The organism is Cryobacterium sp. TMT4-31, assembly GCF_004403385.1.
GTDB lineage: Bacteria > Actinomycetota > Actinomycetes > Actinomycetales > Microbacteriaceae > Cryobacterium > Cryobacterium zongtaii.
In genome coordinates this window covers 39,204-52,789 of sequence record NZ_SOGI01000037.1, presented here as the reverse complement: position 1 = coordinate 52,789, position 13,586 = coordinate 39,204, and the positions used below count along the sequence as shown (strand labels likewise).

Genomic DNA, 13,586 nt, shown 5'->3' with positions numbered 1-13,586 from the left:
CGCCCGGCCGGCCCGGCCCGGCCTGCGCAGCCACGCGCGTGCTCGCGCCGGCGCTCATCGCGTCTCGACCCCGCGCGGCCCGGTGGGGGCGCTGCCGTGCAGCAGCTCGCGCACCTGGCTGACCGAGTGGAAGAAGTCCGCGTCTTCGCGCAGATTCTCGCCGCGGTCGCTCATGCGGCCGAGGTTCACGCCGAGCACGTCGCGGATGCGGCCGGGCCGCGGCGACATCACCACCACCCGGTTGGAGAGGAACACCGCCTCGGGGATGGAGTGGGTGACGAAGACGACGGCGGCGCTGGTCTCGGCGCAGATGCGCACGAGCTCGTTCTGCATGCGCTCCCGGGTCATCTCGTCGAGCGCGCCGAACGGTTCGTCCATCAACAGCAGGCTCGGGCTTTCGGCCAGCGAGCGAGCGATGGCCACCCGCTGCTGCATGCCGCCGGAGAGCTGGTCGGGGTAGTGCCCGGCGAAGTCGCTCAGGCCGACAAGTTCGATCAGCTCCGCGGCGCGCTCGCGGCGGGCGGCCTTGCCGGCGCCGTGCAGCTCCAGCGGCAGTTCGATGTTGCCGGTCACCGTGCGCCAGGGCAGCAGGCCGGCCTGTTGGAAGGCGATGCCGTAGTCCTGATCGATGCGCGCCTGACTGGCGGTCTTGCCGAACACCTTGATCGACCCGCTGGTGGGGGTGTCGAGGTCGGCGATCAGCCGAAGCAGGGTGCTCTTGCCGCAGCCGCTGGGCCCGATCAGCGAAACGAATTCGCCGGGGGCGACGGTGAGGCTCACCGCATCCAGGGCCGTGACGGATGCGCCCTTGCGGCCGGCGAAGACCCGGCTGACGTCGGTCACCTCCACGGCGTGCTGTACCGGTGCTGCTGCCGTGGTCATGCGGCCACCTCTCCCCTGCGGAATCGACGTAGGAACAGTGAGATCAGGCCGACAAAACCGGCGGCGACGAGGCCGACCAGGATCGACCCGAAGATGGGGGCCCAGGGCTTGCCAGGGTCGCTGCCGGCGGCGCCGGCGTATTCGACGATGAGCCGGCCGATGCCGCCGCGCAGACCGATCGACACCTCGGCGACGACGCTGCCGATCACGGCGCTGGCCGCCGCGAGGCGGAGGGCAGGCAGCAGGTAGCCCACGCTGGCCGGCAACCGCAGCCGCCAGAGCGTCTTCCACCAGCCCACCGCGTAGCAGTGCATCAGGTCAACGTGGTTGGTGTCCGGGGAGCCGAGGCCCTTGAGCGCGCCGATCGAGACCGGGAAGAAGGCGAGGTAGGACGCGATCAGCGCCACCGACATCCAGTTCTCCCAGGTGAAGGCGCCGAACTCAAGCTGCGCGCCCCACCGCCGCACCAGCGGGGCCAGCGCGATCAGCGGCACGGTCTGGCTGAGGATGACCCAGGGCAGGATGGCCGATTCGGCGAGCGTGAAGCGCTGCATCAGCAGTGCCAGGGCCAGGCCCACCGTGACGCCGACGATCCAGCCGACGGCCGAGATGCCCAGGGTGAACAGGGACGCTTCGAAAACGGCCTGCCACATCGGCACCGCGCTGGCGCTGCCGGTGACGGGCTCCAGGATGCGCTCGAGCATCACCCACAGGTGCGGCATCGCCATCTCGCTGGCCCGCGGCAGCACGGTGAGACCGCCGATGACCACGCCGTCTTCGGGGCCGAAGAAGATGTAGAGCTCCCAGAGCACGGCGAGCACAAGCAGGCCGAGGGCGCCCACCAGGATGCGCCGCGGCATCCCCTGCCCCAGCCAGGCCCGGCCCCGCGCCGCCGCGCTGGACCTTGCGGGTCCGGTGCGCACGGAGCCGGCCGGGGTCATGCCTTGGCCGTGATGTGGTTGGCGAGGGCGGGGATCACGGTTTCGCCGTAGACCCGCAACGTGTCTTCTTTATTGTCGTGCTGCAGGTAGCCGGCGAACTGGTCGACGCCGAGTTCCTTGAGCGCCTTCAACTTCTCGATGTGAGCCTCGGCGGGCCCGAGCAGGCAGAACCTGTCGACGATCTCGTCGGGCACGAAGTCGGCGTGGGTGTTGCCGGCGCGACCGTGCTCGTTGTAGTCGTAGCCCTCGCGGCCCTTGATGTAGTCGGTCAGGGCCTGCGGCACCGCCCCGGACTGGCCGTACTTCTCCACGATGTCGGCCACGTGGTTGCCGACCATGCCGCCGAACCAGCGGTTCTGGTCGCGCATGTGCTGGATGTCGTCACCGATGTACATCGGCGCGGCCACGCAGAACTTGATGGCGTCAGGGTCGCGACCCACGTTCTCGGCGGCGGTGCGCACGGTCTTGATCATCCATTCGGCCACGTCGAGGTCGGCCATCTGCAGGATGAACCCGTCGCCGACCTCGCCGGTGAGCTTGAGCGCCAGCGGGCCGTAGGCGGCCACCCACACGTCGAGGGTGGAGCCCCTGCTCCAGGGGAACTGGAGGGTGGCACCGTTGTACTCGACCGCCCGGGAGTTGGCGAGTTCACGGATGACGTGAATCGATTCGCGCAGCGTCTTCAGGGTGCTGGGCCGGCCGTTGGTGACCCGCACCGCGGAGTCGCCACGCCCGATCCCGCAGATGGTGCGGTTGCCGTACATCTCGTTGAGGGTGGCGTAGGTGGACGCCGTGACGGTCCAGTCCCTGGTGGCCGGGTTGGTGACCATCGGGCCCACGATCACCTTGCGGGTCTCGCTCAAGATCTTGCTGTAGATCACATAGGGTTCCTGCCAGAGCAGGTGCGAGTCGAAGGTCCACACGTGGCTGAAGCCGTGGTTCTCGGCCAACTGGGCCAGCTGCACGGTGCGCGCCGAGGGCGGGTTGGTCTGGAGTACTGCGCCGAAGTCCATGGGGTTCCCGCCTAGATCAGGTACTGGCTGAGGCCGCGCTTGATGTACTTGCCATCACCCTTGGCGCCGAGGTACGCGTTGTCGTCGATGACGACCTTGCCGCGGGAGAGCACGGTGTCGACGTGGCCGTCGATCTCGAAGCCCTCGTAGGCGGAGTAGTCCATGTTCATGTGGTGGGTCTTGTCCAGGCCGGCTTCGGGCATCCCGATGGAGGTGTGGCCATTGGGGTCGTAGACCACCACGTCGCCGTCGGCACCGGGCTGGATGACACCCTTGGTGCCGTACATACCGAACATCCGCGCCGGGGTGGTGGAGGTGACCTCCACCCAGCGTTCGAGGGAGATCTGCTTGTCGACGACGCCCTGGTAGAGCAGGTCCATCCGGTGTTCGACCGACCCGATGCCGTTGGGGATCTTGGAGAAGTCGGTGAGCCCCATGTCTTTCTGTCCCTTCATGCAGAACGGGCAGTGGTCGGTGGAGACCATCTGGATGTCGTTGGTGCGCAGGCTCTGCCACATGTGGTGCTGGTGGCCCTCTGCCTTGGAGCGAAGCGGTGTCGAACAGACCCATTTGGCGCCCTCGAAGTCGCCCCACTCCTCGCTGTGGGCACCGAGCTGGTCCTCGAGTGAGAGATAGAGGTACTGCGGGCAGGTCTCGCCGAACACGTTCTGGCCGCGGTCCCGGGCGACGGCGATCTGCTCCACGGCCTGCTTGGCGCTCACGTGCACCACGTAGAGCGGCGCCCCGGTGAGGTTGGCGAGCATGATCGCCCGGTGGGTGGCCTCCTCCTCGGCCTGCCAGGGCCGGGTGAGGCCGTGATAGTAGGGCGTGGTGTTGCCGGCGGCGACGGCCTGCTGCACGAGCAGGTCGATGACGCTGCCGTTCTCGGCGTGCATCATGATCATGCTGCCGTTGCTCGCTGCCTTCTGCATGGCCTTGACGATCTGGCCGTCGTCGGAGAGGAACACTCCCTTGTAGGCCATGAACAGCTTGAAGCTGGAGACGCCCTCGTTGACGAGTTCGTCCATCGCGACGAGGGAGGAGTCCTGTACGTCGGAGAGGATCTGGTGGAAGCCGTAGTCGATGGCGCACTCGCCCCGGGCCTTTTCCTGCCAGAGGTGGTACTGGTCAAGCACGTTTTCGCCGGCGTACTGCACCACGAAGTCGACGATGCTCGTGGTGCCACCCCACGCCGCGGCGCGGGTGCCGGTCTCGAAGGTGTCGCTGGCCTCGGTGCCGCCGAACGGCATCTGCATGTGGGTGTGCGCGTCGATGCCGCCGGGGATGACGTACTTGCCGGCCGCGTCGATGACGGTGTCGACGTTCCGCTCGATGTCGAAGCCGAGCAGGGTGGAGCCCGGTGCGAGCACCGCGGCGATTCTCTCGCCGTCGATCAGCACATCCGCTGTGGCCGTTCCCGTGGAATTGACCACGGTGCCGTTCTTGATCAGGGTCTTCACGATGTTCTCCTGTTCGCTGCTTCGTCTGCGGGTCGCGCCCGTCTCGTTGGTTGAGCTTGTCGAAACCCCGTGAGCTGTTCTCTGAACGTAGGCTCGGTCGCGGGGTCTCGACAGGCTCGACCGACGGATGGCCGGGTTTCGAGGTCGGGTGACGGGTGCTGCCCTTACGGCTTGGGGATCGAGGTGTACGAGTCCGGGCGGCGGTCCCGGTAGAACTGCCAGTTGTTGCGCACCTGGCGGATCATGCCCAGGTCCAGGTCACGAATCACGACCTCCTCGTCGACGCCGCTGCCCAGCTCGCCCACGTAGTTGCCCTGCGGGTCGACGAACTGGCTGGTGCCGTAGAACGTCACGGCGTCCTCGCCGTACTCGTTGTCCTCCCGGCCCACCCGGTTGGGCGCGGCCACGAAGTATCCGTTCGCGGCGGCCGCGGCCGGCTGTTCGATTTCCCAGAGCCGGTTCGACAGACCGGGCTTGGTGGCGTTGGGGTTGAAGACGATCTGCGCGCCGTTCAGGCCCAGCTCCCGCCAGCCCTCTGGGAAGTGCCGGTCGTAACAGATGTACACGCCGATCGGTCCGACGGCGGTGTGGAAGACCGGGTAGCCGAGGTTGCCGGGGCGGAAGTAGAACTTCTCCCAGAACTTGTCGAGGTGGGGAATGTGGTGCTTGCGGTATTTGCCGAGAATGGTGCCATCGGCATCCACCACCACAGCGGTGTTGTAGTACACGCCGGGCTGCTCTTCTTCGTAGATGGGCAGCACCATCACCAGGTTGAGCTCCTTGGCCAGGGCCGCGAAGCGTTGCACGATGGGGCCGTCGGCCGCCTCGGCATAGTCGTAGTACTTGGCGTCTTCGGTAATGCCGAAGTACGGGCCGTAGAACAGCTCCTGGAAGCAGATCACCTGCGCGCCGTCTGCGGCCGCATCGCGGGCGAACTTCTCGTGCTTGTCGAGCATCGAGTCGATGTCCCCCGTCCACGTGGTCTGGGTGATCGCCGCTCGCACGATGTTTGCTGTGCCACGGCTGGGTGTGTCAACGCTCATACTGTCTGCCTCCACTGGGTCTCACACTGTGGAACCTCGTCAGCGGGGGTCGGACGGCAACGCGATGTTCTGCGAGCTGAACGGTGAGAGAGCCTGTCGAGATCGAGCCACGTTACGGTGTCCGGTTTTGTTATTATTCGACGTAAACATTTCTGTTCTGTTTCTTCACATGACGCATGCGTAAATCATCATCCTGTCGTCAGAGGATGCTGCTGGCAAGCATTTGCCCCGGAAGGACCCCGTGCAGCTATACCTGGACGAGATCGAACAGGCCACGCCGGCCGGAATCGCCGCCGCCCTCGGCCGGCTGATCAGCACCGGCCGGATCGCCCCCGGCGAGCGCCTGCCCACGGTGCGGGACCTCGCCGGCGGACTCGGGGTGAGCCCCGCGACGGTCAGCCACGCCTGGCAGGCGCTCTCCGCAGCGGGGTTGATCGTCTCCCGCGGCCGCAGCGGCACCTTCGTGCGGGAACAGTCCCCACACTGGCTGCCGGCCCGCACCCAGTCGCTGGCCGGGCATCTGAGCGACACCCGCATCGACCTGTCCCGGGGCATGCCGGACCCGCTTCTGCTGCCCGCGCTCGGCCCCGCGCTCTCCAGGGTGTCCCAGCGGGCGATGACGCCCAGCTACCAGGCGTCACCGGTGATCCCGGAACTGCTCACCGTGCTGACCGGGTCCTGGCCGTACCGGTGCGAGTCGATCACGGTGGTCGACGGGGCCCTCGACGCGATCTCCCGCAGCCTCGAGCAGGTGGCCAGGTTCGGCGACAGGGTCATCGTCGAAGACCCGGGCTTCCCACCGTTCTTCGACCTGCTCGAGCAGATGGGCATCGAACGTCTGCCCGTGGCGGTGGATGCGGAGGGCATCGACCCGGCCGCCTTCCAGGCGGCGCTGGCGCAGTCGCCGGCCGCGGTCATCCTGCAGCCGCGCGCGCACAACCCCACCGGCGCGTCGATGTCGCCGGACCGGGCCGAGGAGCTGGCCCGACTGCTGGCCGCCAGTAAACGCGCCGCGCATACCGTGGTGATCGAGGACGACCACTCCGGCGCGATCAGCACCTCCCCGGACGTGTCGCTCGGCCGCTGGCTGCCCGAGCGCGTGCTGCACGTGCGCAGCTACTCCAAGTCGCACGGGCCGGACCTGCGTATCGCCGCCCTCGGCGGGCCGACCGCCCTGGTCGACCGGATCGTGTCCCGGCGGATGCTCGGCCCGGGCTGGACCAGCCGGATGCTGCAGACCATCCTGCACGAGCTGCTCACCGACAGTGCCAGCATGGCGCTGGTGTTCGAGGCCCGGCACGTGTACTTCGCAAGGCAGAAGGCGCTGGCGGATACCCTCACCGGGTTCGGCCTGCCCCTCGCCCGCGCCGACGGCATCAACGCCTGGGTGCCGGTTGCCGACGAGCGCGACGCCATCGTGAGGCTGGCGGCGTCCGGCATCCGGGTGGCCGGCGGCAGCCCGTTTCTCGCGGTGGACCGGTCCGAGGCGTTCATTCGGGTGACGGCAGGGGTGCTGGTGGACGACATGGTGCCGGTGGCGCGGGCGATCGTGGCTGCGGCCGGGCGCTGACGCATCCGCGCTCATCTGGCGCAATCGCGGCCGGGGTCGCGGGCGCCGGGACCGGGGGGGGCATGCTAGGCGCAACCGGAGACTCACCGGTGCGGTCCGGCGGATCCGACTCGGGCATGATCGACGCCGCGCTCGACAGGTGTGGAGGAATGATGATCGACGGCTTCGCGGGCACTGTTCTCCTGCCCGATTCGGACGAATTCCTGATGGCGGCCACGGCCTACGGGAAGGTCGGCAGTCCCGCGCTGGCTGTTCGACCGACCACTGCGGCAGATGTCGCGGCGGCGATCGCCTATGCCAGGGCCCAGGGCCTTGTGCTGTCGGTACGGAGCGGCGGGCACAGCCCGTTGAACACCAACGATGGCGGAATGGTGCTGGACCTCTCCCGCATCCGTGACGTTGAGGTTCTCGAAGGAAACCGGGTACGGCTGGGCAGCGGCGCGACCTGGGGCGGTGTGGCCCAGGAACTGATCGAGTACGATCTGGCGGTCTCCAGCGGTGACACCTACACGGTGGGCGTTGGCGGTCTCACCCTGGGCGGCGGCATCGGGTGGTTGGTGCGACAACATGGCCTGGCGATCGACAGCCTGTGTGAGGTCGAGGTGGTGCTACCCAGTGGCGCCGTCGTGACGGCCAGCGAATCCAGTGAGCCGGAGCTGTTCTGGGCACTGCGCGGGGGCGGCGGCAACTTCGGCGTCGTCACGAGGTTCACCTTCCAGGCGCACCCGCTGCGGGGTGTGGTCTTCGGCACCATCCACGTGCGGCCGACGCATCTCGCCGACACTCTGCGCGGCTGGCGGGACGTCATGCGCGCGTCTCCGGAAGAACTCAATTCGACGGTGTATGCGACGCCCGAGTTCGGACCGGAGATGCCCGCGGAGACAAAAATTCTGGTCTGCTACGGCGGTGCCGACCAGGGCGAGGCCATGTCGGCCATCCGGCCCCTGCTCGCTCTGCCGGGGGTGACCGGCAACGACGTGGAACTCACGCTCTTCGTGGAGGTCTTCGACGAACCATCGGCCCCGCCGGGGTCGATCCGGATTGTCGACCGCAACGGCTTCGCCAGGGACTTCGACGACGAGCTCATCGAGCGGCTCACCATCGCGAACGCCGCGCCCGATTCGGCGGTGCTGATGGTGCGCTACCTGCGCGGGGCGATGAACCGGGTGCCCGCAGCTGCCACGGCATTCGCGCACCGTGATGTGGAGGTGCTGGTGATGTCGGCGGCGTTCCTGCCGCTGGATGCCCCCGACGAGGCCGAGCGGCGCATCCTGGACGGCTGGTGCGTCGTGGCCGCGAGATTGACGGGCACCTACGGCAGCTTCAATCTGCGCGCGTATCCCGACGTGCTCGGCCTGGCGTACCCGCCGGCCACCCTGGACCGGCTGCGGGCGGCGAAACGTCGCTATGACCCCGAGAACGTGCTGGCCCACAACCTCAACATCGTGCCCTGAGCCCGGTCCGCGGGGCGGGCGCCGAACAACTGTTGCCGATCCGGACAAGTGTTGCCGGCACACCGGGCGCAGATGTCCGCACGGGCAACAGTCGGCCGCCCGGCCCATTCGCGCTCCGACCACGGCATCCGCCCCGAACAGCAGGGGTTTAGGCTGATGGTGACCCCCGGTTCGATCTGACCGGTTGCGCCGGCCCGGATTTGGGCGGCAGGTCGGGGCTTTGCCTTCAGTTTCACCCCCACCTCGTTCGAGCCTGCTCCGACGCGTTCCGCGGCGCCGGCCGGTGCCTGTGTCGCCCGCGACACCGTGTTCGGTCCGTTACGTCGCGACCTTGTCGACGGATGCCCGGCTCCCGCCGCTCAGATTGGTCCCATGAAGACTCGCTACCCCGCCATCGCCACCACCGCGGCCGTGCTGCTGCTCGCCGGCTGCGCCTCCGGATCGACGGCCGCCGCGCCGGCTCCCAGCGCCTCGGCCGGCGACGCCGGTGCCTTCCCGGTGTCGGTTGAGAATTGCGGCACCACGCTCACCCTCGAGGCCGCGCCGGAGCGCATCGTCACGATCAAGTCGAACACCACCGAGCTGCTGCTCGCCCTGGGACTCGGCGAGCGCATCGTGGGCTCGGCGTTCCTCGACGGCCCGCTGCCGGCATCCCTCGCCGACGCCGGCGCCGATCTCAACGTGATCAGCGATTTCGTGCCCGGCCAGGAGGCCGTTCTGGCGCTCACCCCCGACTTCATCTACGGCGGTTGGGAGTCGAACTTCTCCGCCGAGGGCGTCGGCGAGCGTGCCGCGCTGACCGACCTGGGCATCGGCAGCTATGTTTCGCCGGCCGCGTGCAAGGGCGACGCCATGCCGGACCCGCTGACCTTCGAGACCGTGTTCGCCGAGATCGACGAGGCCGGGGCCCTGTTCGGCGTGCCGGATGCCGCCGCCGAACTGGTTGCCGAGCAGGAGGCCGAACTGGCCGCGCTTGAGCCCGCCACCGGTGACACCACCGCACTCTGGTACTCCAGCGGCACCGACACCCCGTACGTGGGCGCCGGCATCGGTTCGCCGCAGCTGATCATGGATGCGGCGGGGCTGACCAACATCTTCGCCGACGTGCAGGACACCTGGACCTCGGCCGGCTGGGAGTCCGTCGTGGCGGCGAACCCGAGCGTGATCGTGCTCGTGGATGCCACCTGGAACACCGCGGACTCGAAGATCGCCAACCTCAAGGCCAACGCGGCGACTGCCGGGCTCGACGCCGTGGTGAACGACCGCTACATCGTGGTGCCGTTCGCGGCGACCGAGGCGGGCATCCGCAACGTGGAGGCCGCCGGGTCTATCATCGACCAGCTCGCCGCGCTCGAGGCCAAGTAGGCCGACGGCAGGCAGCCAGACCGCACACCAACCCGATTCGAAGGACCGCGGATGACCGTCACCCCGAGCAGGCAGGGCCTCGGCACCGACTTGCCCAGCGGGTCGGCCGCGCCCGGGGGGTCCGGCTCGCCCGGCGCATCCGGCGCATCCGCGGCATCAGCTCGCGCCCGGCGCAGCGGCACGGCCCGGTACCTGGTCTGGCTGGTCGCAGCGCTGGTGGCGCTCGTGCTCGGCAGCGCGGTGGCCGTGACGATCGGCCCGGCCGACGTGAGCCTGGCGCAGGTCTGGGGCAGTGTGGCCGGCCACCTCGGCCTGCCCGGGCTCGCCGGCGACACCCCGGTGCCACCGCTGACCGACGCCATCGTCTGGCAGCTGCGGATGCCGCGGGTGCTCACCGCGGCCATGGTGGGCGCGGGCCTGGCGCTCAGCGGAGCGGTGATGCAGAGCGTCACCCGCAACCCGCTGGCCGATCCCTACCTGCTCGGCCTGTCCTCCGGGGCGTCGCTCGGCGCGGTCTGCGTGGTCATCCTCGGCATCGGTTTCGCGCTGCCGGCGGCCGCGTTCGCCGGGGCCCTGATCGCCCTGTTCGCCACCCTCAATATCGCCCGCGTCGGCGGCAGCATCACGCCCGGCCGGGCCGTGCTGGCCGGGCTGGCGATCGCCCAGCTGGGCTCGGCAGGCACCTCGTTCATCATCTTCTGGGCGGCCAAGGGCGACTCCTACCGGGAGATCCTCAACTGGCTGCTCGGCTCCCTGGCCGGCAGCTCGTGGAGCAGCGTACTGATCTCCGCGGTCGCGCTGGCCGTGGTGGGCACCGGCATCCTGCTCGCCGCCAGCCGGCTGGATGCGTTCACCTTCGGTGACACCAACGCCGCGTCACTGGGCATCAACGTGAACGCCACCCGCTGGGGATTCCTCGTGGCGGTGGCCCTGCTCACCGGAGCGATGGTGGCCGTCAGCGGGGCGATCGGCTTCGTGGGGCTGATCCTGCCGCACCTGGTGCGCGGGCTCAGCGGGCCGGGCCACCGGCGCCTGCTGCCGCTCGTCGCGGTGGTGGGGGCACTGTTCCTGGTGCTCGCCGACACCCTCGCCCGCACGGTCTTCGACCCACGCGAGCTGCCGGTGGGCATCATCACCGCGTTCATCGGCGTGCCCGTGTTCATCCTGCTGATCAAGCGCAAACGAAGCGCGGCCTGGGCATGAGTCGCGAGCACGCGGCCGCCGCGGCCGCACCGCGAGTTGCCGCAGATACCCCCTTCGAGGGCTCTGAAGGGGCACTTTCCCGCAATTCGGGAGAGTCCGGCTCGCGAGTTGCCGCAAACTCCCTCATGAGCAGCTCTGAAGCGGCACTTTCGAGCAACTCGCGCACGCCGGGCGACGCCGGGGTCGTGCTCGACGGGGTGTCTCTGAGCATCGAGGGCACGCGCATCCTGCAGGGTGTCTCGGCGACCCTGCCGCCCGGCACCGTCACGGGGCTTCTCGGACCGAACGGGGCGGGCAAGTCCAGCCTGTTGCGCATCATCGCGGGCATCGACCGGGCGGATGCCGGCACCGTCACCCTCGACGGCGCCGTCGTGGGGCAGCTGCGGCGGCGGGAGGCCGCCCGGCGCATCGCCCTGCTCGAGCAAAACGTGGCGCCCAGCGTGGACCTGTCCGTGCGGGAGGTGGTGCTGCTCGGCCGCATCCCGCACCGCAGCCGGCTGCTGGGCAGCTTCGGCGGCGAGGACGACCTCGCCGTGGCCACGGACGCGCTGACGATGGTGGGCGCCACCGACCTGGTGGACCGGCGCTGGCACACCCTCAGCGGTGGCCAGCAGCAACGGGTGCAGATCGCCCGCGCCCTGGCCCAGCGGCCGAGCCTGCTGCTGCTCGACGAACCCACCAACCACCTCGATGTGAGCGCCCAGCTGTCGCTGCTGCACCAGGTGCGCGGGCTGGGCCTCACCTCGGTGCTCGCCCTGCACGACCTCAACCTCGCCGCCGCCTATTGCGACCACATCGTGCTGCTGCAGGGCGGCCGACTCGCGGCGTTCGGCACCCCCGCCGAGGTACTGCGACCCGACACCATCCGGGCGGTCTACGGCGTCGACTGCGACATCGTGCCGCACCCCCGCACGGGACGGCCGGTGATCGTGTTCTCCGGGCCCGACGAGCAGCCGCCGCCATCCGCCCCGCCCGCGGCGCGAGATGCCACTTCAGGCCCCCTCAGCGCCCCGCAACCGGCCGCAACTGGCAACTCGCGCCCCACTCCCCCACGAAATGCCACATCGCGCCCCCTCAGCGCCGGTCAACCAGCCGCAACTGGCAACTCGCACCAGCACCCCTAGGCCTGCAGAAGGAACCCCATGACCCGAGTCACAGTCCTCGCCGGCGGTGTCGGCGGCGCCCGCTTCACCCGCGGGTTGCTGCAACAGCTGGCACCAGGCGACGAGCGAATTGCCGCAAATGCCCCCTTCGGCGGCCCGGAAAGTGCACATTCCGGCACGTCGGCGCAGGACGGCACCGCCGGCGAGGTCACTGTGATCGTCAACACCGGCGATGACATGTGGCTGGACGGGCTGCGTATCTGCCCCGACCTCGACACCGTGATGTACACCCTCGGCGGCGGCATCAGCGAGGAGCAGGGCTGGGGCCGGCCCGACGAGTCCCGGCGCACTTCCGCCGAGATCGCCGCCTACGGGCGCGGCTGGTCCTGGTTCACCCTCGGCGACCTCGACCTGGCCACCCACATCGTGCGCACCGACCTGCTCCGGGGCGGCGCCACCCTCAGCGCCGCCACCGAGTTCCTCTGCCGCCGCTGGAAGCCCGGCGCGCGCCTGCTCCCGATGAGCGACCAGTTCGTGGAGACCCACGTGCGCCTGGCCGCCGACGCCGACGAGCACCGCGCGGGCGACCTTATTCACTTCGAGGAATGGTGGGTGCGCTACCGCGCCGGCCAACCCGTCACCGAGTTCGTGCAGGTGGGCCTGGCCGACGCCGTCGCGGCGCCCGGCGTGATCGACGCCATCCTCAGCGCCGACCTGGTGATCCTGCCGCCGTCGAACCCCGTCGTCTCGGTCGGCACGATCCTGAGCATCCCTGGCATCCGCGAAGCCCTGCGCGCCACCACCGCCCGGGTCGTGGGCATCTCACCGATCATCTCCGGCGCCGCTGTGCGCGGCATGGCCGACACCTGCCTGACCACCATCGGCGTGGAGACCTCCGCCCTCGCGGTGGGCCTGCACTACGGCTCCCGCCAACGCGACGGCGTGCTCGACGCCTGGCTCGTCGACGAGACGGATGCCGACGCCGTGCCCGCGCTCGAGGCCGCCGGCATCCGTTCGACCGCCGTGCCGCTCTGGATGAGCGATGTGGCCGCCACGGCGCAGATCGCCGCCGAGGCCCTGCGGATCGCCGCCGACCTGACGGCCGCCGCTCACCCGGCGACCCACGACCTGCCGATCGCGGAGTTCGCCTTTCCCGGCCCGCTACGCGACCAGCTTGTCGCCGCGATCCTGGACGGCTCGAAAACGTCGACGACGTCCACACTCATCGAATACGGCATCGAGGACGAGCCGCTGCCCGTGATCGGCAGCCGGCAGGTCGTGATCGACTCGGCCGGCCGCCCGGCGGCGATCATCGAGACCACGGGGATGCGCGTGGTGCGTCTCGGTGCCGTGGATCTCGACCACGCCCGCGCTGAGGGCGAGGGTTATGACTCCGTGGCCGCCTGGCGGGTCGGCCACGAGTCCTTCTGGCACAGCGACGACATGCGCGCGTACCTCGGCGATCCTGCCTTCACCGTCACCGACGACACCGAGGTCGTGCTCGAACGACTGCGGCTGATCGAGGTGCTGCCCCGCGCCTGACCCGCCCGGC

At 69.4% G+C, this 13,586-nt stretch carries 11 protein-coding genes; 6 read left to right on the top strand and 5 right to left on the bottom strand.

Translation table 11 applies throughout. The features are described from left to right. Positions 1 to 54: 54 nt before the first annotated feature. From E3T19_RS09110 to E3T19_RS09090, 5 genes are all read right to left on the bottom strand, one after another. Entirely contained in the window at positions 55 to 882 is an 828-nt protein-coding gene (locus E3T19_RS09110; RefSeq protein ID WP_088457443.1) for an ABC transporter ATP-binding protein, read from the bottom strand. Then, positions 879 to 1,823, bottom strand: a complete 945-nt coding sequence (locus E3T19_RS09105; RefSeq protein WP_134408656.1) for an ABC transporter permease — start codon at positions 1,821 to 1,823, stop codon at positions 879 to 881. Before E3T19_RS09105 ends, E3T19_RS09110 begins: the two co-directional genes overlap by 4 nt. Continuing rightward, the gene (locus E3T19_RS09100) at positions 1,820 to 2,836 is read right to left on the bottom strand and encodes a TIGR03842 family LLM class F420-dependent oxidoreductase (protein WP_134408655.1); all 1,017 of its coding nucleotides are present in this window, start codon (positions 2,834 to 2,836) and stop codon (positions 1,820 to 1,822) included. The genes E3T19_RS09105 and E3T19_RS09100 overlap by 4 nt, the downstream gene beginning before the upstream one ends. Positions 2,837 to 2,847: 11 nt before the next feature. Beyond that, positions 2,848 to 4,299 carry a dihydropyrimidinase gene (hydA, locus tag E3T19_RS09095; RefSeq protein WP_103478531.1) on the bottom strand — a complete coding sequence of 484 codons (1,452 nt, stop codon included), beginning with the start codon at positions 4,297 to 4,299 and terminating at the stop codon, positions 2,848 to 2,850. Positions 4,300 to 4,460: 161 nt separating this feature from the next. After that, complete coding sequence (locus tag E3T19_RS09090) at positions 4,461 to 5,339, bottom strand: nitrilase-related carbon-nitrogen hydrolase (RefSeq protein WP_103478530.1); 879 nt, start codon at positions 5,337 to 5,339, stop codon at positions 4,461 to 4,463. A 241-nt stretch (positions 5,340 to 5,580) separates the two neighbouring features. Here E3T19_RS09090 and E3T19_RS09085 point away from each other — a divergent pair, with 241 nt between their 5' ends. The 6 genes from E3T19_RS09085 to cofD all read left to right on the top strand — a co-directional run bounded on the left by E3T19_RS09085 (position 5,581) and on the right by cofD (position 13,576). Continuing rightward, positions 5,581 to 6,909 carry an aminotransferase class I/II-fold pyridoxal phosphate-dependent enzyme gene (locus tag E3T19_RS09085; protein ID WP_241980101.1) on the top strand — a complete coding sequence of 443 codons (1,329 nt, stop codon included), beginning with the start codon at positions 5,581 to 5,583 and terminating at the stop codon, positions 6,907 to 6,909. Between the two features lie 89 nt (positions 6,910 to 6,998). Beyond that, positions 6,999 to 8,363: an FAD-binding oxidoreductase gene (locus E3T19_RS09080; RefSeq protein ID WP_166788843.1), complete on the top strand. Its 1,365-nt coding sequence runs from the start codon at positions 6,999 to 7,001 to the stop codon at positions 8,361 to 8,363. A gap of 372 nt (positions 8,364 to 8,735) precedes the next feature. Beyond that, a complete protein-coding gene (locus E3T19_RS09075; protein WP_103478527.1) occupies positions 8,736 to 9,728 on the top strand; it encodes a putative F420-0 ABC transporter substrate-binding protein in 993 nt (330 codons plus the stop codon). Between the two features lie 51 nt (positions 9,729 to 9,779). Continuing rightward, a complete protein-coding gene (locus tag E3T19_RS09070) occupies positions 9,780 to 10,931 on the top strand; it encodes a putative F420-0 ABC transporter permease subunit (RefSeq protein WP_103478526.1) in 1,152 nt (383 codons plus the stop codon). Between the two features lie 125 nt (positions 10,932 to 11,056). Next, positions 11,057 to 12,055, top strand: a complete 999-nt coding sequence (locus E3T19_RS09065; RefSeq protein WP_103478525.1) for an ABC transporter ATP-binding protein — start codon at positions 11,057 to 11,059, stop codon at positions 12,053 to 12,055. An 18-nt stretch (positions 12,056 to 12,073) separates the two neighbouring features. Next, complete coding sequence (gene cofD, locus E3T19_RS09060; protein ID WP_103478524.1) at positions 12,074 to 13,576, top strand: 2-phospho-L-lactate transferase; 1,503 nt, start codon at positions 12,074 to 12,076, stop codon at positions 13,574 to 13,576. Positions 13,577 to 13,586 lie beyond the last annotated feature (10 nt).

What these genes read in the sequence shown, in the direction of transcription:
- E3T19_RS09110 (WP_088457443.1), bottom strand. Translation starts at nt 882, where the DNA reads ATGACCACGGCAGCAGCACCGGTACAGCACGCCGTGGAGGTGACCGAC.
- E3T19_RS09105 (WP_134408656.1), bottom strand. Translation starts at nt 1,823, where the DNA reads ATGACCCCGGCCGGCTCCGTGCGCACCGGACCCGCAAGGTCCAGCGCG.
- E3T19_RS09100 (WP_134408655.1), bottom strand. Translation starts at nt 2,836, where the DNA reads ATGGACTTCGGCGCAGTACTCCAGACCAACCCGCCCTCGGCGCGCACC.
- E3T19_RS09090 (WP_103478530.1), bottom strand. Translation starts at nt 5,339, where the DNA reads ATGAGCGTTGACACACCCAGCCGTGGCACAGCAAACATCGTGCGAGCG.
- E3T19_RS09075 (WP_103478527.1), top strand. Translation starts at nt 8,736, where the DNA reads ATGAAGACTCGCTACCCCGCCATCGCCACCACCGCGGCCGTGCTGCTG.
- E3T19_RS09070 (WP_103478526.1), top strand. Translation starts at nt 9,780, where the DNA reads ATGACCGTCACCCCGAGCAGGCAGGGCCTCGGCACCGACTTGCCCAGC.
- E3T19_RS09065 (WP_103478525.1), top strand. Translation starts at nt 11,057, where the DNA reads ATGAGCAGCTCTGAAGCGGCACTTTCGAGCAACTCGCGCACGCCGGGC.
- cofD (WP_103478524.1), top strand. Translation starts at nt 12,074, where the DNA reads ATGACCCGAGTCACAGTCCTCGCCGGCGGTGTCGGCGGCGCCCGCTTC.